This window comes from Bacillus sp. MT(2024) (assembly GCF_036362845.1).
GTDB classification, from domain to species: Bacteria; Bacillota; Bacilli; order Bacillales; family Bacillaceae; genus Bacillus; species Bacillus velezensis.
Genome location: NZ_CP143632.1, coordinates 3,899,772 through 3,917,423 on the forward strand (window position 1 = coordinate 3,899,772; position 17,652 = coordinate 3,917,423).

At 46.4% G+C, this 17,652-nt stretch carries 17 protein-coding genes; 7 read left to right on the top strand and 10 right to left on the bottom strand.

Translation table 11 applies throughout. The features are described 5' to 3' along the window. Nucleotides 1-35 precede the first annotated feature (35 nt). The gene (htpG, locus tag VP472_RS19400) at nucleotides 36-1,916 is read right to left on the bottom strand and encodes a molecular chaperone HtpG (RefSeq protein WP_146275904.1); all 1,881 of its coding nucleotides are present in this window, start codon (nucleotides 1,914-1,916) and stop codon (nucleotides 36-38) included. 171 nt (nucleotides 1,917-2,087) lie between these two features. Further along, the gene (locus VP472_RS19405; RefSeq protein ID WP_014306134.1) at nucleotides 2,088-2,336 is read right to left on the bottom strand and encodes a hypothetical protein; all 249 of its coding nucleotides are present in this window, start codon (nucleotides 2,334-2,336) and stop codon (nucleotides 2,088-2,090) included. Between the two features lie 128 nt (nucleotides 2,337-2,464). Between VP472_RS19405 and VP472_RS19410 the strand changes: the two genes are divergently transcribed. Further along, the gene (locus VP472_RS19410; protein ID WP_146275906.1) at nucleotides 2,465-3,286 is read left to right on the top strand and encodes an SDR family oxidoreductase; all 822 of its coding nucleotides are present in this window, start codon (nucleotides 2,465-2,467) and stop codon (nucleotides 3,284-3,286) included. 57 nt (nucleotides 3,287-3,343) lie between these two features. Here VP472_RS19410 and VP472_RS19415 read toward each other — a convergent pair whose 3' ends face one another. The 4 genes from VP472_RS19415 to VP472_RS19430 form a co-directional block, all read right to left on the bottom strand. Further along, nucleotides 3,344-3,943: a response regulator transcription factor gene (locus tag VP472_RS19415; protein ID WP_007407848.1), complete on the bottom strand. Its 600-nt coding sequence runs from the start codon at nucleotides 3,941-3,943 to the stop codon at nucleotides 3,344-3,346. Beyond that, nucleotides 3,940-5,076, bottom strand: coding sequence for a sensor histidine kinase (locus VP472_RS19420; RefSeq protein ID WP_004393210.1), 1,137 nt, complete (start codon nucleotides 5,074-5,076; stop codon nucleotides 3,940-3,942). The genes VP472_RS19415 and VP472_RS19420 overlap by 4 nt, the downstream gene beginning before the upstream one ends. A 118-nt stretch (nucleotides 5,077-5,194) precedes the next feature. Further along, nucleotides 5,195-6,244, bottom strand: a complete 1,050-nt coding sequence (locus VP472_RS19425) for a Delta(5) desaturase DesA (RefSeq protein ID WP_015418577.1) — start codon at nucleotides 6,242-6,244, stop codon at nucleotides 5,195-5,197. Between the two features lie 222 nt (nucleotides 6,245-6,466). Next, nucleotides 6,467-7,624, bottom strand: coding sequence for a TetR/AcrR family transcriptional regulator (locus VP472_RS19430; protein WP_146275908.1), 1,158 nt, complete (start codon nucleotides 7,622-7,624; stop codon nucleotides 6,467-6,469). Nucleotides 7,625-7,765: 141 nt separating this feature from the next. Here VP472_RS19430 and VP472_RS19435 point away from each other — a divergent pair, with 141 nt between their 5' ends. Next, complete coding sequence (locus VP472_RS19435; RefSeq protein ID WP_146275910.1) at nucleotides 7,766-9,103, top strand: aldehyde dehydrogenase family protein; 1,338 nt, start codon at nucleotides 7,766-7,768, stop codon at nucleotides 9,101-9,103. A gap of 31 nt (nucleotides 9,104-9,134) precedes the next feature. Here VP472_RS19435 and VP472_RS19440 read toward each other — a convergent pair whose 3' ends face one another. Together VP472_RS19440 and VP472_RS19445 are read right to left on the bottom strand one after the other, a co-directional pair. Further along, nucleotides 9,135-10,355 (bottom strand): outer membrane protein assembly factor BamB family protein, encoded by a 1,221-nt coding sequence (locus VP472_RS19440; RefSeq protein ID WP_088005523.1) that lies wholly within the window; start codon nucleotides 10,353-10,355, stop codon nucleotides 9,135-9,137. 130 nt (nucleotides 10,356-10,485) lie between these two features. After that, nucleotides 10,486-10,905, bottom strand: a complete 420-nt coding sequence (locus VP472_RS19445) for a DUF5391 family protein (RefSeq protein ID WP_046560162.1) — start codon at nucleotides 10,903-10,905, stop codon at nucleotides 10,486-10,488. Nucleotides 10,906-11,047: 142 nt separating this feature from the next. Here VP472_RS19445 and VP472_RS19450 point away from each other — a divergent pair, with 142 nt between their 5' ends. The 3 genes from VP472_RS19450 (at nucleotide 11,048) to VP472_RS19460 (ending at nucleotide 13,129) form a co-directional block, all read left to right on the top strand. Continuing rightward, nucleotides 11,048-11,359 (top strand): ArsR/SmtB family transcription factor, encoded by a 312-nt coding sequence (locus tag VP472_RS19450; RefSeq protein WP_007407855.1) that lies wholly within the window; start codon nucleotides 11,048-11,050, stop codon nucleotides 11,357-11,359. A gap of 78 nt (nucleotides 11,360-11,437) precedes the next feature. Continuing rightward, on the top strand, nucleotides 11,438-12,604 hold the full coding sequence (locus tag VP472_RS19455; protein WP_146275912.1) for an MFS transporter: 1,167 nt from the start codon (nucleotides 11,438-11,440) through the stop codon (nucleotides 12,602-12,604). A 69-nt stretch (nucleotides 12,605-12,673) separates the two neighbouring features. Further along, complete coding sequence (locus VP472_RS19460) at nucleotides 12,674-13,129, top strand: RDD family protein (RefSeq protein WP_102422103.1); 456 nt, start codon at nucleotides 12,674-12,676, stop codon at nucleotides 13,127-13,129. A gap of 36 nt (nucleotides 13,130-13,165) precedes the next feature. Here VP472_RS19460 and VP472_RS19465 read toward each other — a convergent pair whose 3' ends face one another. Beyond that, entirely contained in the window at nucleotides 13,166-13,852 is a 687-nt protein-coding gene (locus VP472_RS19465) for a VOC family protein (protein ID WP_146275914.1), read from the bottom strand. A 298-nt stretch (nucleotides 13,853-14,150) separates the two neighbouring features. On the opposite strand from VP472_RS19465, the gene ahpC reads away from it, so the two are divergent. Both ahpC and ahpF read left to right on the top strand, forming a co-directional pair. Continuing rightward, nucleotides 14,151-14,714 (top strand): alkyl hydroperoxide reductase subunit C, encoded by a 564-nt coding sequence (gene ahpC, locus VP472_RS19470; protein ID WP_004393188.1) that lies wholly within the window; start codon nucleotides 14,151-14,153, stop codon nucleotides 14,712-14,714. Between the two features lie 13 nt (nucleotides 14,715-14,727). Further along, entirely contained in the window at nucleotides 14,728-16,257 is a 1,530-nt protein-coding gene (ahpF, locus tag VP472_RS19475) for an alkyl hydroperoxide reductase subunit F (protein WP_007614902.1), read from the top strand. A gap of 42 nt (nucleotides 16,258-16,299) precedes the next feature. On the opposite strand, the gene VP472_RS19480 is transcribed toward ahpF, so the two are convergent. Next, nucleotides 16,300-17,532, bottom strand: coding sequence for a Fic family protein (locus tag VP472_RS19480; protein ID WP_102422106.1), 1,233 nt, complete (start codon nucleotides 17,530-17,532; stop codon nucleotides 16,300-16,302). Nucleotides 17,533-17,652 lie beyond the last annotated feature (120 nt).

Genomic DNA, 17,652 nt, shown 5'->3' on the forward strand with positions numbered 1-17,652 from the left:
AGGAATCGCCCCCGCTGGGCGATTCCTTTTTGGCGTCATACCATAACTTTGCAGATGTCATTCGTAAACTCGACTGGATCATGGATCGGCAGTCCTTCAATCAGAAGCGCCTGATTGTACAGCAGGTTTGTGTATAAAGCAAGCTTTTCCCGATCTTGCCCGTGCGCGTTCTTTAACGTCTCAAACACTTCGTGGTTCGGGTTGATTTCCAGCACTTTTTCCGCTTTGACCTGCTGGCTGTCAGGCATGGCGTTTAATACTTTCTCCATTTCGATCGTCACTTCGCCGTCTGTCGCAAAGCAGACCGGATGGGATTTTAAGCGTTTCGATGCTCTGACGTTCTTGACTTTATCCGCAAGAATCTCTTTCATGCTTTCGAACAGGTCTTTATATTCGTTTTCTTCGGCTTCAGTCTGCTTTTCATCTTCGTCACTGTCGATGCCTAAGTCGGCGCTTGAGACGGATTTGAACTCTTTTTCCTCGTAGCTTGTCAGCATTTTGATCGCGAATTCATCAATATCTTCCGTGAAATATAAAATCTCGTAGCCTTTGTCCGCCACCATTTCAGTTTGCGGCAGCTTTTCAATCCGCTCATATGAATCGCCGGACGCGTAATAGATATATTTTTGATCCTCAGGCATTCTGGACACATATTCGTCCAGAGTGACGAGCTTTTTCTCCTTAGATGAATAGAAGAGAAGCAGATCTTTTAAGACGTCTTTATTCGCGCCGAAATCATTATAGACGCCGAATTTCAGCTGTCTGCCGAAAGATTCATAGAAAGATTCGTATTTTTCTCTTTTGTTCTTCAGCAGGCTCTTCAGCTCGGCTTTGATTTTTTTATTGATGTTTTTCGCAATCAGCTTCAGCTGGCGGTCGTGCTGCAGCATCTCTCTGGAAATGTTCAGCGACAGATCCTCAGAGTCCACCATGCCTTTTACAAAGCTGAAATGATCCGGAAGCAGGTCGGCGCATTTGTTCATGATCAGCACGCCGTTGGAATACAGCTCCAATCCTTTTTCGAATTCCTTCGTATAATAGTCAAACGGCATGTTTTCCGGAATAAACAAAATCGAATTGTAGCGCACCGCTCCATCGACGCTGATGTGCACGTGGGTCAGCGGTTTATCGAAGCCATAATGCTTTTCAGCGTAAAAAGCCTCGTAATCCTCATCCGTCAGCTCGCTTTTGTTTTTTCTCCAGATCGGCACCATGCTGTTGACCGTCTGTTCTTCCTGAACTTCTTCAAATTCGTTCTCGCTGCCCTCTTTCGGCTTGTTGACCGTCTCTTCCATTTTGATCGGGTAGCGGATAAAATCAGAGTACTTTTTCACGATCGCTTTGATGCGGTAGTTTTCTAAAAACTCATCATAGCTTTCATCTTCTGTGTTTTCTTTTATTTTCAGGGTGATTTCCGTACCGACGGTTTCCTTGTCACACGGCGCGATCGTGTAGCCGGCGGCCCCTTCCGACTCCCATACATACGCCTCGTCACTGCCGAGCGCCTTACTTTTCACCGTGACTTTATCAGCCACCATAAACGCCGCATAAAATCCGACGCCGAACTGGCCGATAATGTCATGGCCGTCTTTCGAGTCATTTTCTTGCTTGAAAGCGAGTGAACCGCTTTTCGCAATCGTGCCGAGATTCTGTTCAAGCTCGTCTTTTGTCATCCCGATACCGGTATCTGTGACGGTGAGCGTTCTCGCTTCTTTGTCCGCCGTCACTTTTATATAGTAATTGTCTTGATCAAACGTTAATGAATCATCGGTTAACGCCTTGTAATAGATTTTGTCAATCGCATCGCTCGCGTTGGAAATTAACTCGCGGAGAAAAATTTCCTTCTGCGTGTAAATGGAGTTAATCATCATGTCCAGCAATCGCTTGGATTCCGCTTTAAACTTTTTTTTCCGCACTTCAGATCTCTCCTTTAATTATGCTTTGATGTTATGTAAAATCTTTTCAGCATCTATTTATCATATACAGTGACAATTGTCAACTAGGATTAGCAGATGCATATATTGTAAATTTAACATGTTAATGGATTCATTTCACCCATTTTATCAATAAAAAAGAGAGAATGTTGATCATCCTCTCCTCTCTGCTTCTTTCCGGCGGCCGAATTCCTTCTTCATCCATATGTATGACGGGTAGAAAAACAAACTAAATAAGATAAGAGATCCCAAGTTTCGCAAAGACTCATGCAGAACATTTCTTACAGTGAGAGGAAACGTGATGTCCTGAAACAGAATAGAGATAACGGTGTAAATCACAAATCCCATAGGAACAATGGCATAACAATAAAACGCTATCTCCTTCTTATGCTGTATCTTCAAAATATGTAAACCTCCCAATGATGTATATACATAATATTAACATATTTAATAGGTATTTAGAAACAAACCTCCATATGTTTATCCCCCTATTCAGCGGGAACAGGTATAGAAAAAGGAGGAATCGCAATATGGGAAGATTAACAGACAAAACCGCAATCATCACAGGGGCCGCGACAGGCATCGGACAAGCGACGGCACGGGTTTTCGCCGATGAAGGCGCCCGCGTGATCTGCGGTGACATCAATGAAAGCGAACTGAATGAAACCGTCAGCGCCATCAGAAAAAACGGCGGAGAAGCAGAAGCCTTTCACCTTGATGTATCAGATGAAGAAAGCGTAAAGTCTTTTGCAGACGGCATTCAGCAAAAGTACGGAACAATTGATATTCTGTTTAACAATGCCGGTGTTGACCAAGAGGGCGGCAAAGTCCATGAATACCCGGTCGACCTGTTTGACCGGATCATCGCCGTCGATCTGCGCGGCACATTTCTGTGCAGCAAATACCTGATTCCGCTCATGCTCGAAAAAGGAGGCTCCATCATCAACACCTCCTCCATGTCCGGCCGGGCCGCAGACCTTGACCGCTCCGGTTATAACGCCGCAAAAGGCGGAATCACGAACCTGACGAGAGCGATGGCCATTGATTACGCCAGAAGCGGAATCCGCGTCAATTCCTTATCGCCGGGCACAATTGAAACGCCGCTCATTGATAAATTGGCAGGCACGAAAGAAGACGAAATGGGCGAGGCGTTCCGTGAAGCCAACAAATGGATCACGCCGCTCGGCCGGCTCGGAAAACCGGAAGAAATGGCGGCTGTCGCGCTCTTCCTCGCTTCAGACGACAGCTCTTACGTCACGGGAGAAGACATCACCGCAGACGGCGGCATCATGGCATACACTTGGCCGGGGAAAATGCTGATTGATAAGAAGTGGAAGGAAGAGACGGAGTGACGATAGATAATAAAAAAAGCCAGTGCAAAAACACTGGCTGAACAAGCTGAGGGCGGGTTACTTAAACCAGCCCTTTTCCTTTGATCGGGTAATGGCTTCAATTCGATTTTTCACTTCTAGTTTATCCAGAATCATCGAAACGTAATTGCGGACTGTGCCGCTTTTGATGCTGAGGGCGTTTGCGATTTCTTTCGTGTTTTTTCCGTCTGCGACAAGCTCGAGCACCTCTTTTTCCCGTTCGGTCAGCGGGTTTTCTTCACTATAAATGTCCTCCATTAATTCAGGTGCATAGACGCGTCTCCCTTTCATGACGCTGCGGATGGCGCTGACGAGCTCATCGCTCGGGCTGTCCTTGAGCATGTACCCGCTGACGCCTGCTTTTAGCGCCCGCTGAAAATAGCCGGAGCGGGCAAAGGTCGTCAAAATGATGATTTTCACACCGCTGTCCTTGAGTTCTTCTGCCGCTTCAAGACCTGATTTCCCGGGCATTTCGATATCCATCAGACAGATGTCGGGCGCATGTTTTTCCACGAAATCGATGGCATCCTGGCCGCTTGTGCCTTTGCCGACAACCGTCATATCCTCTTCTAAATTCAACAGCGAACCGAGTGCGCCGAGCAGCATTTGCTGATCCTCGGCAATGAAGATGTTGATCATCTGCTACCATCCTTTTCTTTTGATTTTGAATCATTCGGGATTCTCATGGTCAGCTTTGTTCCGGCGGCTGTATCGATGGCTAAACTGCCGTTTGCGAATTCAAGACGTTCCCTCATTCCAAGCAGGCCGTGCCCCTTTGAAAAAAAGCGGTCTTCTCTGCATTGAAAGCTGCCGTCGTCTTCTACCGTAATGACGACCTCTTTCCAAAGCTGCTGAATGGTGATGCGGCATACTTTGGCGCCGCTGTGTTTCACGACATTGGTGACGGCTTCTTTAATGCACATGCTGACGATGTTTTCGTTCAGCAAAGAGATATGTTTGGGCGCTTCTTTTTCTTCATACACAAATTCAATTCCTGCCGCTTCAAGAATTTGCCGAACATTGCCGAGCTCATCCTTCAATCGGATGCCTTTCATCGATGAGACGATTTGTCTGACCTCATTTAAAGAGGTGCGGGCCGTCTGCTGCACGCTTTTCAGCTCAGCGCGGGCCTGTTCAGGGTCCTTATATATCAGCTTTCGGGCGAGGTCGCTTTTCAGTCCGATTAAGGAGAGCTTTTGTCCAAGTGTATCGTGAAGGTCCCGGGCGATACGCTGCCTTTCTTCCAGCTTCACAAGATCGGCAATTCGCTCATTTGCATATTCTAATTTCTCCTCAAGGCGCTCCCGTGCCTTTCTGCTTCGAATGCTGAGCGGAAGCAGGATGGCACTGATCAATGTAATGACGATAAACGGAATTTGTGTCAAAAACCATTCTTTTTTCAGAACAAGGCTGAAGTTGACGGCAACCGCCGCACTGATGATATGAATGTAATATAAGATGTAAAATGGAACTTTGTCTCGGATATGGCCGATGAAGTAGGCGATAAAGAAGGCGAAATAAATATAACTGAACAGCATGGCTGAGCCGGTCGATATGCCGATCAGAAGAAGCGCCCATAAGTAAAGCGGCCAGCCTTTTGCAACAAATGCAAAGCGGTATGCGCCAAAGAAAACGAGCGTGAAAATGATGCCGGCCACGATGACGAAGGTAGAAGAGCTTTTAAAAATAAAATAAAAAGGCAGGATGAAAAAAATCGTCCATATATAAGGAGAAATCCCGTTCAGTTTTTGAAATTTAAAATACTTCTTCATCTTTGTTCCACCTTCTGCTGCTTGTGTCTACCATCACTTTATCAAAACACCGCCTTCATTGCACCCTCACGCATGAAGAGAAGGCTCTTTCTGATAAGAGAAAGAGCCGTGCGCCGTATCAGGCATTTTTCTTTAAAGGTTCTTTCGGCACCGGATGGGGCGCCGGTGTTTTCCGCGCCTCCCGAAAGGTGACAAATTGCTTTTCGTCCTCATCCCACAGACGGAATTTCATGGATTCAAGACTTGTTTTAAGCGTAATGGTCGGTACGTTTTTTAAAGGCTCGTGTCCCTCATGAGCCGCTTCCAGCTTGTAGTTCGGCACTTTCGGGCTTAAGTGGTGGACATGATGGTAGCCGATATTGCCCGTCAGCCATTGCAAAAGCTTCGGCAGCTTGTAAAAGGAGCTTCCTTCTACCGCGGCCTGCACATAATCCCAATGCTCATCGGCTTCAAAATAAGAATCCTCAAACGTGTGCTGAACATAAAAGAGCCAGACGCCGATTGACCCCGAAATAAGGAAAATCGGACCCTGAACAAGCAAAAAGTTTTCCCAGCCGACAAGCAGGCACGTCGCAGCAGCCAATAAGACAATCGCCGCGTTCGTGAAATAGGTGTTCCAGCGCTCCTTGCGGCGGGCGCCTTTTACATTGAAACGGTTTTTAATCAGAAATACGTAAATCGGACCGAGAATAAACATAATAAACGGATTGCGATAAAGTCTGTAGCGTATTTTTGTCCAGGCTGACGCTTCATTGTATTCCTTGACGGTCATCATCCAAATATCGCCGGTGCCCCGTTTATCTAAGTTGCTGCTTGTCGCATGATGAATGGAGTGGCTTCGCTGCCATTGAAGGAACGGAAACAGTGTCAGAACACCTGAAATAAACCCGAACAGCCGGTTCAGCTTCTTTTGTTTGAAAAAGGATTGATGGCAGCAGTCGTGGAAAATAATAAAGATTCTTGTCAAAAATCCCGCTGCTATAACAGTACAGGCGAGGGTCAGAAGATAGGAGATATTGAGGCTGAAGTAAGCAAGAAACCAAAGGGCAAAAAACGGCACAAACGTGTTGAAAAGCTGAATGATACTATGCTTTGTATCGGCGCCGGAAAATGCGGCAACCTGCTTTTTTAAAGACGCTTGTTTTTGAGTTGCGGCGTGATTGATCATGAATGTCATGTCCCTTCTTTTTCATTATGATCTCAAGTATAACGGGGCGCCCGACGCGGTTGTAGTAGCAGCCATCATGCCCCGAATATGACATTTGTCATGTTTGGCGGCAGAATGCTGATCAGGCGCCATATGGAAGGTATCTTTCATATCGGCACTTCTCAAAGAAAACAGCAAAAAAGAACCCGGCCTGTTTTCCGGCCGAGTTCTTTTTCATCATCCTCACAGCAAAATCACCCGATACTTCTTCACATCCAAAAACTGCAGAAACTCCCGGGCCAGCATATCCGGCGCGTGGTCTTTTCCTTCATGAAGACGATATTGAATCAGGCCGACGAGCATGGACGCGACATAGTATGCATAGAGCTTTTTGCCCGCCTGAATGTGCAGAGGCTGATGAAGATAAAACGATTGCAGCGCTCTGAACATTTCCGGGATGACGTCAGGCACTTCGGAACCCTCTCTCAGAAAATGAACGAGCGGAAGGCCGTCCGACAGTGCCGAAAAGAGACGGACGAGCGCGGCTTCCGCTTCTTCCACGGAGCAGTCGGCAGGATCTCCTTTTACCGTCAATAATCCGATCAGATCCCGGCATGATTGATGGATGATCGTTTTCAGCAATGCTTCTTTGTTGGCGTAATGGTCATAAAAAGTGGCACGGCGGAGGTTGCTTTGACGGGCAATATCGGAAATCGTAATCGCCGCGTACTCTTTTTTTTCCGCCATTAAGCCGATCATGGCTTCTTGCAAGGCCTGCCTCGTTCGGATCACCCGGCGGTCGGCGGGCTTTTTTTCTTCTTGTTCCGGCACCCGGCGGCCAAACAGCCAGTAAAACCGTTTTTGAGAAATCAAATCCCACACCTGTCCGCTGATTTCTTCCGGGGATGCCCCGGGCTCCTCATTCAGCCAGTACCACACAATGGCATACGTGTATAAAGCGCGGTAATGAATGTACATATCCTGTTCAGTCGGCGAGAAATCCGCATTGACCGGTGACAGCAGCACATCATGCCGGAACACATCTTTTAAAAAAGCATGAAAGTGAAAATACGGCATTTTATGACGGTCCATCATCGTTTGAAAAAACACCCGATGCCGGTCAACAAAAGACAGTGTCGGATGCACTTTTTGCCATCCGCCCTGTAAATGAAGCACATCTTTATTCTTCAGCGAATCATACAGCGCTTCGCTCAGCCCGTCTTTCATTTCTTCCTCTATATCCTCTAAAATCGCATATTTATCTTCGTAATAAAGGTACAGTGTCCCCCGGCTCACACGCGCCCGTTCGGCGATGTCCTTCATGGTCACACGTCGGATATCCCGCTCTCCAAGCATGGCCAAAAGCGCTTGTTTGATGTCATTTGTCACAGAATCCGGCATAAGAGACACTCCTTTCATTAGACAGATCACGGCAATTTGTACTGTAACGTATAGATGCGTTTACGCTGTCTTTGCCGCAAAATCACATCACATTATAATAGGCCCTGAAGAAACAAAAAAGCAACCAGAGGAGGAAGACCGATGGATCAGCATATAAAAGCAGACATCAAACGCGTCTTTGCGCTTCAGAAAAAAAATCAAAAAACGCTGCGTGCTTCAACAGCCGGGCAGCGCAGAGAAAAGCTTCAGCGCTTTTTAGATGCCGTCACCGCACATGAAGAAGAAATCATCGAGGCGATCAGACGGGACGTCCGCAAGCCTTATCATGAGGTGAAAAGAGCGGAAACGCAGGGAACGATCAAGGCGATTAAAGATAATATGAACAATCTCGACACCTGGATGGCGCCGAAACGCGTCGGCTCATCCGTCAGCCCCGGCGCTGACGGCGTATTAATGTACGAGCCAAAAGGCCTTACCTTAATTCTCGGCCCATGGAATTATCCGTTTATGCTGACGATGGCTCCGCTTGCGGCTGCCATTGCGGCCGGCAACAGCGCGATTGTGAAGCTGTCCGATTTTACGATGGAGACGAGCCATATCGCCGCGACAGTTATTCGCGAGGCATTTCACGAAGAAGAAGTCGCCATTTTTGAAGGTGAGGTCGATGTCGCGACAGAACTGCTCGACCAGCCGTTTGACCACATTTTCTTCACCGGAAGCACGAATGTCGGTAAAATCGTCATGACGGCAGCGGCGAAGCATTTGTCGTCCGTCACGCTTGAGCTTGGCGGAAAGAGCCCGACGATCATCGACAGCGGCTATGATTTGATGGACGCGGCGAAAAAAATCGCCGTCGGCAAATTTGTCAATGCAGGGCAAACATGTATCGCTCCTGACTATCTTCTTATGAAGGAAGATGTACAGGACACCTTTACAGATCTTCTCCAGACCATTGTCAATGCAGGTTTTATGGAGGATGATCATACGGTTGACCGCAACAAATTCACGCAGATTGTCAACGTCCGCAACTTTAACCGTGTCAAAGCTCTGTATGATGATGCCATTGAAAAAGGGGCGAAAACGGCGTTCGGCGGTGTATTTGATGCGCATGACCGCACGATTTCTCCGACCGTGCTGACAAACGTCACGCCTGATATGAAGATCATGCAGGAAGAAATCTTCGCACCGATTCTGCCGATTATGAATTACGAAGATATCAGTGAAGCCATTGATTACATCACTGAACGGGACAAGCCGCTTGCCTTGTATGTATTCAGCCATAATCAGGAGCTGATCGATTATGTTCTGCAGCATACGACGTCCGGCAATGCTTCTGTCAATGATGTCGTCGTTCATTTCACTGACGTCAACCTTCCGTTCGGCGGTGTCAATACGAGCGGGATCGGTTCATATCACGGTGTGTACGGCTTTAAAGAATTCTCTCATGAAAAAGGCGTATTCATTCAAGCCTCTAAATAAAAAAGAATCCGCGTGCGCGGATTCTTTTTTATTATTTTTTTGCCCCGAATGCGAGCAGTTTCGTATAAGTGCCGACATAAAGCGTGCCGTCTTCAGCCAGAACCGGGGAGGAAATGACATTACTGTCTGTTTGATAGCGCCATTTTTCATTACCGTCAGCGTCAACCGCATAGACGTTTTTATCGTCAGAACCGAAGTACACATTGCCGTCCGCATCAATCAGCGGCGCTGTTCTCACAGGCCCGTCCGTATAGAAAGACCAGTTCATATTGCCGGTTTTGCTGATGGAAAACAGCTCGCCGCTTCCGGAACCGATATACACATTGCCGTTATGGTCGATCGCTAATGAAGAGCTGGAGAAACCGTTTAACGGGAACGTCCACTTTACAGCACCCGTTGATGTATAGGCGTATAAGTTGCCGTCCTGGTTTCCGGCGTAAACGGTGCCATCTCTATCAATAACCGGATAACCTTTAAACCCGTTGGACGTCGTTTTTGACCATTTCACTTGGCCCGTTCCGGAATTGATCGCGTAAAAGATATTATTATACGTTGCCGTATACAGAGTGCCGTTTGATGCTAACACGGGAGCGGAACCGACCACGCCGTTTGTTTTAAACTTCCACTTCTGCGTCCATGTCGAAGGCGACGTCGGTTTAATCGCATAGATATAGTTATCCAGCGTCGACACATACAGCGTGCCGTCAGAGCCGATAGCCGCATCGGAACTCGGCGCTCCGCTCAGCGGAACCGATGTTAAAATGTTTCCGGTTTCTTTGTCGATGAAATACAGTTTTTTATCGTGAGAAGGAAGATAAATGACACCGTTTGTTCCGAGCACCGGAGTCAGCGTATAGGTCGTCCCGAGGTTTTCCGTCACCCATTTCACAGTACCGTCCGGATGATACGCCGTCAGCTTCCCGTCCTTTGATTGAATAAATACGGTGCCGTCCCCGTCAACCGCGGCTCCCGCACCGTTTTGAGGGGTGGCCGGAACATTCTTTTCCCATTTTAACGCGCCATCGGCAGTGCTTGTAAACCGGCTTTCTCTTGACCAGTTGAACATCGTCGGAGACATCGCCTGCGCGTCATACCGTCCCGCCAAGAAACCGGATGCCGCATGATTTTGTTTAAATACCGTTTCCGCAGCTTGAGCAGCCGCCGGATGCAGCCATTTTGCCCCCGGCAGATCAGAAACCGCCCCCACAGATAAAGCCGCAGCAACCGCAGCGCCGGCCGCCAATGTTTTCATTCGCAATGAAGCTGTCTTTTTTTTCAATGTCAGTTCCTCCCGTTTCTATTAAAAACTGCTATACCGCTTTCATCATACCATAATCATCCTATGAAATATTTGTATTTTCGGTAGATTTATAGAACAAATGTCACATAGCCTGCTGATGCTTCGGGGAGGATCGAAACGCGGCAATATACCACACCACATTGACGATGAAAGCCGCGCCTGACCAAACGAAAAGGCCGTAATAAAGAGACAGCTCCTGCCCTAAGGAAATTGCGGTCAATAACGCCACCAACAAGACAGCCGCGCAAATGATAAGCCCGATTCCGCAAAAAACGGCCATGATGATTTTCATGCCACGAACACCGAGAATATACAAAATGAGCGGGACCGCATATATAACAAGGATCTGGCCGACGGCGGCCCACATGCCCGCGGAATTAAAACGATTCGCGTTCGGCCCCGTTTCTGCAAGCGGAGAAAGCGAGACGAGGACCGGCAATAAACAAAACATCAGAGCGGAAAGCAAGGTCACTGCAACCGCACCTTTTTTCTTTTGATTCATGTGAATATCCTCCTGACAATAACCCGGCTTTTTTACCGGTAATCTGATAATATGTTATATTTTAGCACGATATTTAGTTATTTTGAGAATGTTTTGTTAAAAATGAATTTACAAATCCAGAAAAATAGATATAATAAACGTTATGGAACCGATATTGATTCATAAAGCGTTATCTAACAAAACACGAAGTGATATTATGACGTGGCTTAAACACCCGGAAGACCATTTTGATGAAAGGCCTTATCTTGATCAGGGACTCAGTTTCCGCACCGGAATTTGCGTCGGTGATATTCAGGCAAAGTCAGGGCTTGCGCAGTCCGTCATCTCCAGCTACCTGCTGACCATGCAAAAAGCCGGCCTGCTGGAATCCGAACGAATCGGAAAGTGGACCTATTACAGAAGAAATGAAAAACAAATTAAAGCCTTTGCTGACTATGTCCAGCACCAGCTATAACCATGAAAGGAGGGCTTTTTTTGTTCTAACATATCTATTTTTCTATATATGTAGTTATAAAAGGAGGCATACATAACAATGAAAAAAAGCAGTTCCATCTTCATTCTATTTTTGGCATTAGGGGTTTTCGGAATTATTACGACCGAGATGGGCATCATCGGGGTTCTTCCGCAAGTGGCGGACAGATTTCATATTTCTGCTTCAAAAGCGGGATGGCTTGTCAGTATTTTCGCGTTCATCGTCGCTGTGTCGGGACCGTTTTTGACCTTGCTTGCTTCAGGTATAAACCGGAAATACATTCTGCTTTTAGCGGTGCTGATGTTTGCCGTTTCAAATGCGGTCTACGCGTATACGGCGCATTTCAGTGTCATGCTGGCGTTTCGGATCATTCCGGCTTTATGCCACCCGGTGTTCTTTTCTGTAGCGCTTGCGGCCGCGGCCCGGCTTGTCCCCGCCGGCCAATCCGGAAAAGCCGTAACGAAAGTCTTTTCAGGCATCACCGCCGGCTTTGCGTTCGGCGTGCCTTTCACGTCTTATCTGGCGGATCGTCTCTCCCTTGAAGCCGCCTTCTTATTCGGCGCTATCATCAGTCTCATCGCGTTCACGGGCATTCTTCTCTTTTTGCCATCCATGCCGGTCACAGAAAAAATGTCTTTCAGTAGCCAGCTCGGCATTCTTCGCAAACCGGCTTTGTGGCTCAATATCGCTGCCGTCACCTGTCTCTTTGCGGCCATGTTTTCTGTCTACAGCTATTTTGCGGAATACCTCGGGCGGGTGTCCCATATGAACGGCACATGGGTCAGCTTCATGCTGATGAGTTTCGGGGTGATTATGATAGCCGGGAATTTCGTCTTCGGTGCTTTGTTATATAAAAATATGAAAAAGACTGTCATCCTGTTTCCGCTTCTTTATACAGCCGCCTACTTGCTCATAAACGGGTTTGGGACGTCTTTCGCGCCGATGGCTGTCCTCGTCTTCGTATGGGGCGCCGTTCATTCCGGCGGTCTCATTGTCAGCCAGACATGGCTTACTGCGGAAGCAAAGGAGGCGCCCGAATTCGGCAACAGCCTGTTTGTCTCTTTTTCCAACCTCGGCATCAACATCGGAACGGCGGCGGGCGGCTGGTTTATTTCACATTTGGGAATCCATCAGCTGATGTGGTGCGGCATCATGTTTGCCCTTCTGGCTTTCGGGCTGATCATGGGACGCTTGGCATGGGGAAAGAGGCTGCTCGCAGAAGCCTAAGCTCCGTTGCAAAATCCGGAATGATTACGTATAATATTCCAGATTAAAGCAAGGGAGAGAAAAAGATACATGGAAAGACCGGCAGGATTTTGGATTCGGTTTCTGGCTTACGTCATTGATCAAATCATCATAGGAATTCCGATTTTTATCATTCAATTTATGGTCTCTTTTTTATTTGCGGCAGGCGTTGCGGCGGCTGACCCCTTCATGACCGAACATCAGTTTAACATCTCTTTTCTGGTGTTCGGCGTCATCCCGATTCTTGTGAGCTCTATTGTGATCAGCATCTTATATTTCAGCCTGCTCACGGCCTCAAAGATGCAGGGGACCCTGGGAAAAGCATTGCTCGGCCTTAAGGTCGTCAATGAAGATGGCGGACGCATTTCCATCGGCCAGGCCTTCGGACGCGCTTTCGCATATATCATATCTAAGCTCATTCTTTATATCGGATTCATCATGGGTGCCTTCGGAGAGAAAAAAACGCTGCACGACATCATGTGCAGCACCCGGGTTGTTTATAAATAATGTCCCCAAGTCCGGGCCTTTTGAGCCCGGGCTTTTTTATGACGGCTGTGCCTGGCTGATGTCAATGCCGCCCTTTCCGTCAGCCTCAATGCGGATCGTCCCGTTCACATTGACAGACAGCGGATGGAACTCCGCATGCTGATCAGAAAAAATCCAGCGGCGGCCGCTCGGCCCTAAAAGCAAAAACGCCCCATCATTGTAATCACCCATAAAATGAAACCCGTTTTCCTTAAGAGGCGCGCCGTCTCTCACCGGTATACCGAAACGCTGCAGCTCCTTCCCCGTCGATACCACCTCGGCAGCCGTCAGATTCACCTCGCCGATATTCAGGACGGACTCAATCGAAAAACGTTCCGCGCTTGCCGGCGATGTGCCTCTCGCGATGAATTCCGCCAGATTGTTGGACGGATCTTTAAAATAAAAGGAACGCGCCTGAATATGAGTGAAATACACCTCATCCTCCCCATCTTCCGTTTGAAAAACGATTTTATCCTTTATCCACGCCTTCGCCTCATCAAAACGATTATTCGGAATGTTAAACGCGAAATGATAATTCGGTTGAGAGTGAGAATCGGCGCGCCTGAATTCCAACTCACTTTCTCCCGCCTTGATGGTAAACGAATCACCGGACTCATCAATTAAAGGAAAACCTAACACCCGTTCATAGAAGTGTTTCGTCTCCTCCAACGCACAACTGTACAAAGTAATGTGATTTATTTGCATGATCATACCCCCTTTGGTTTATACTGCCATATAGAGGGGTGAATTCCTACTGTTTCGATTCACCAATTGAGAATCCCCCTTTCGCCCGGCGCTACACATGACAAACAGCGCCAAACCGCTTATACCAGGCGTTTTTAAATGTCTAAAGCAAAAAAAGCAGAAAATAATACCCCATATAGCTTGACAAAAAATAAATGTTATTTAATAATCTATATATAATTAGAATTATTATTGAAAGATAAAGTGAATGCTTTGTCTTTTTAATATATTTCAAATCACATTTCAGGAGGAAGATATTATGTCTTTAATCGGAAAAGAAGTACTGCCATTCGAAGCAAAAGCTTTCAAAAACGGTGAATTCATCGATGTAACAAACGAAGATTTGAAAGGTCAATGGAGCGTTTTCTGCTTCTACCCAGCAGATTTCTCTTTCGTTTGCCCGACTGAACTTGAAGATCTTCAAGGACAATACGCTGCACTGAAAGAATTAGGTGTTGAAGTATACTCTGTTTCTACAGATACTCACTTCGTACACAAAGGCTGGCATGACAGCTCTGAAAAAATCGGCAAAATCACTTACGCAATGATCGGTGACCCATCTCAAACGATCTCCCGCAACTTCGACGTTCTTGACGAAGAAACTGGTCTTGCTGACCGCGGAACATTCATCATCGATCCTGATGGCGTTATTCAAACAGTTGAAATCAATGCAGGCGGTATCGGCCGTGACGCAAGCAACCTAGTAAACAAAGTAAAAGCAGCTCAATACGTTCGTCAAAACCCAGGTGAAGTCTGCCCGGCTAAATGGGAAGAAGGCGGCGAAACACTTACACCTAGCCTTGATTTGGTAGGTAAAATCTAAGGAGTGCATTCCATTGGTACTTGATGCAAATATCAAAGCACAATTAAATCAATACATGCAGCTAATTGAGAACGACATTGTTCTCAAAGTAAGCGCCGGTGACGATGACACTTCTAAGGATATGCTGGCTCTCGTTGACGAACTGGCTTCCATGTCATCTAAAATTTCAGTTGAAAAAACTGAATTAAACAGAACACCGAGCTTCAGCGTTAATCGTACCGGAGAAGACACAGGCGTTACATTCGCCGGTGTTCCTCTCGGCCACGAATTTACATCATTAGTGCTGGCATTGCTTCAAGTCAGCGGCAGAGCGCCTAAGGCTGATCAAAAGGTCATTGACCAGATTAAGAACATCAGCGGAGAATACCGCTTTGAGTCTTATATCAGCCTGACGTGCCACAACTGCCCTGATGTCGTCCAAGCATTAAACATGATGAGCGTGCTCAACCCGAATATCACACATACAATGATTGACGGCGCGGCATTCAAAGAAGAAGTAGAAAGCAAAAACATCATGGCTGTTCCGACTGTTTTCTTAAACGGTGAATCTTTCGGAAGCGGCCGTATGACCATCGAAGAGATTCTCGCAAAAATGGGCAGCGGCGCAGATGCGTCTGAGTTTGCCGACAAAGAGCCGTTTGACGTTCTTGTTGTCGGCGGCGGACCTGCCGGCGCAAGCGCGGCGATCTACACGGCGCGTAAAGGCATCCGCACCGGTGTCGTCGCTGAACGCTTCGGCGGCCAGGTACTCGACACCATGAGCATCGAAAACTTCATCAGCGTCAAAGCGACTGAAGGACCGAAGCTCGCTGCAAGCCTTGAAGAGCACGTGAAAGATTATGATATTGACGTCATGAACCTTCAGCGCGCGAAACGCCTTGAGAAAAAAGACCTCTTCGAACTTGAACTTGAAAACGGCGCTGTACTGAAAAGTAAAACAGTGATCCTTTCAACAGGTGCCCGCTGGCGCAATGTCAACGTACCTGGTGAGCAAGAGTTCAAAAACAAAGGCGTTGCATACTGCCCGCACTGTGACGGACCATTGTTTGAAGGCAAAGACGTAGCGGTTATCGGCGGCGGAAACTCCGGAATCGAAGCGGCGATTGACCTTGCAGGTATCGTCAATCACGTGACTGTGCTGGAGTTCGCGCCTGAACTGAAAGCAGACGAAGTCCTGCAAAAACGTCTTTACAGCCTGCCAAACGTCACTGTGCACAAAAATGCACAAACGAAAGAAATCACAGGCGACCAAAACGTAAACGGCATTACGTTCGTTGACCGTGAAACAGGCGAAGAAAAACACGTTGAACTCCAAGGTGTATTCGTCCAAATCGGTCTCGTGCCTAATACAGAATGGTTAGACGAAACCGTCGAACGCAACCGCATCGGCGAAATCATCGTCGATAAGAGCGGCGCAACAAGCGTTCCCGGCCTATTCGCCGCAGGGGACTGCACAGACGGCCCGTACAACCAAATCATTATCTCCATGGGATCAGGTGCAACTGCCGCTTTAGGCGCATTTGATTATTTGATCCGGAATTAATGTGAAAGCCGCCATTCATATGGCGGCTTTTTTAAATATGAATTAAGAAGGCAGTATCTCCTCTAAACAATCCTCGCTGATTTTATAAGATTTTGGCCTTCTGCTTACGAGCTCAACAAATCCTTGCTGTTCTAAATAATCCATTACTCTGTTAATTTTATGTCTCGATTTATTTGAGAGCTCCATTAAATCTTGCACCGACAGCGTAACCTGATCATTTACAAATACATTAATCGTGATAATGATATTAAAAATATCACGTTCATCTTTATAATCAGCCCATTGATCGCTATCAATATAGTTCCTAATTCGTTTCAGTTTCATTAAATTAAATTCAAGATCCTCAATAATCCCTTTTTGTCCTGACAGAAGCAATTCCAGCATATCCATTAAATAAAAAGTCAGCTCTCCCCGGTTTAAAGGTGCGGGAATTTCCTCTAATGCCTTATAATACTTATCTTTGTTCTTATTAACTGCGTAAGAAAAAGTGATGGCTGAATATTTTTCTAAATATCGGGACAAATAACTCCCAACGATAAGGCGTCCTGTTCTTCCATTGCCGTCATAAAAAGGATGAATGTATTCATAGTAGTAATGAGCTGTCATGTAACGATACAGCTGAGGATGTGTTTCATCATGAAGATAAGCAATTAAAGCCTCAAGCGCTTCTGTTATCTTCTGTTCAGAATTGACGCCGATATGGGTGGTCATGTTCCCATCGTTCACTTCAACATAGCCTTTTCTGAACAGCTCACCATCCGGCGCATCTTCTGCTCCGATTTCATCTGCGACCAGCTCGTCGTATAATTCCCTAAAGTCATGAATGCTTGTAAACGACGGAATTCGGTCTATAAATTGATATGTTTTCATCAATCCGACAAACCGCTTATGTGAGGGCTCGGATTGTTCTAACGCTTTAAGAGCCTCTTTCAATTCTTTTTTTGTACTGCGAATTCCTTCAATTTCATTATTACTCTGTGCTTCATTAATAATTAATTTATCAAAATAAGGTTTGACGGCAAATTCGGGGAGCTGACTGATAAGGGATGAAATTTTGGAACTGTTTAACAACACTTCATTATTCAGCTTCATGAGACTATGTGTATTTACATAGAATAGCTCAAATGAATCGTCCGTGGGTCGGCCTTTTCGGAACCCCCGTATGTTTAATGATGTTGAATAACTGCCATAGCTGCTTGTTCTCTTTTTAAATTCTTTCTCATATGAATCAGCATCCATTTTATAAAAAAGCTTAGATAACTTCTCATACTTCATATCATCACCTCGCTTAATTTAAAATTATACACTTTTTTTAAATTATACAATCATTATAGCCTGATTTCTAACAAATATTCTCGCTTTCCAATCAAAACAAAAAACGGCATACTGCATGGC

Excerpts from the sequence above, each read along its gene's own strand:
- VP472_RS19430 (WP_146275908.1), bottom strand. The coding sequence starts at position 7,624 with ATGCCGGATTCTGTGACAAATGACATCAAACAAGCGCTTTTGGCCATG.
- VP472_RS19435 (WP_146275910.1), top strand. The coding sequence starts at position 7,766 with ATGGATCAGCATATAAAAGCAGACATCAAACGCGTCTTTGCGCTTCAG.
- VP472_RS19480 (WP_102422106.1), bottom strand. The coding sequence starts at position 17,532 with ATGAAGTATGAGAAGTTATCTAAGCTTTTTTATAAAATGGATGCTGAT.
- VP472_RS19420 (WP_004393210.1), bottom strand. The coding sequence starts at position 5,076 with ATGAAGAAGTATTTTAAATTTCAAAAACTGAACGGGATTTCTCCTTAT.
- VP472_RS19460 (WP_102422103.1), top strand. The coding sequence starts at position 12,674 with ATGGAAAGACCGGCAGGATTTTGGATTCGGTTTCTGGCTTACGTCATT.
- VP472_RS19455 (WP_146275912.1), top strand. The coding sequence starts at position 11,438 with ATGAAAAAAAGCAGTTCCATCTTCATTCTATTTTTGGCATTAGGGGTT.
- VP472_RS19410 (WP_146275906.1), top strand. The coding sequence starts at position 2,465 with ATGGGAAGATTAACAGACAAAACCGCAATCATCACAGGGGCCGCGACA.
- VP472_RS19425 (WP_015418577.1), bottom strand. The coding sequence starts at position 6,244 with ATGATCAATCACGCCGCAACTCAAAAACAAGCGTCTTTAAAAAAGCAG.
- VP472_RS19440 (WP_088005523.1), bottom strand. The coding sequence starts at position 10,355 with ATGAAAACATTGGCGGCCGGCGCTGCGGTTGCTGCGGCTTTATCTGTG.
- VP472_RS19450 (WP_007407855.1), top strand. The coding sequence starts at position 11,048 with ATGGAACCGATATTGATTCATAAAGCGTTATCTAACAAAACACGAAGT.
- VP472_RS19465 (WP_146275914.1), bottom strand. The coding sequence starts at position 13,852 with ATGCAAATAAATCACATTACTTTGTACAGTTGTGCGTTGGAGGAGACG.
- VP472_RS19415 (WP_007407848.1), bottom strand. The coding sequence starts at position 3,943 with ATGATCAACATCTTCATTGCCGAGGATCAGCAAATGCTGCTCGGCGCA.
- VP472_RS19445 (WP_046560162.1), bottom strand. The coding sequence starts at position 10,905 with ATGAATCAAAAGAAAAAAGGTGCGGTTGCAGTGACCTTGCTTTCCGCT.
- ahpC (WP_004393188.1), top strand. The coding sequence starts at position 14,151 with ATGTCTTTAATCGGAAAAGAAGTACTGCCATTCGAAGCAAAAGCTTTC.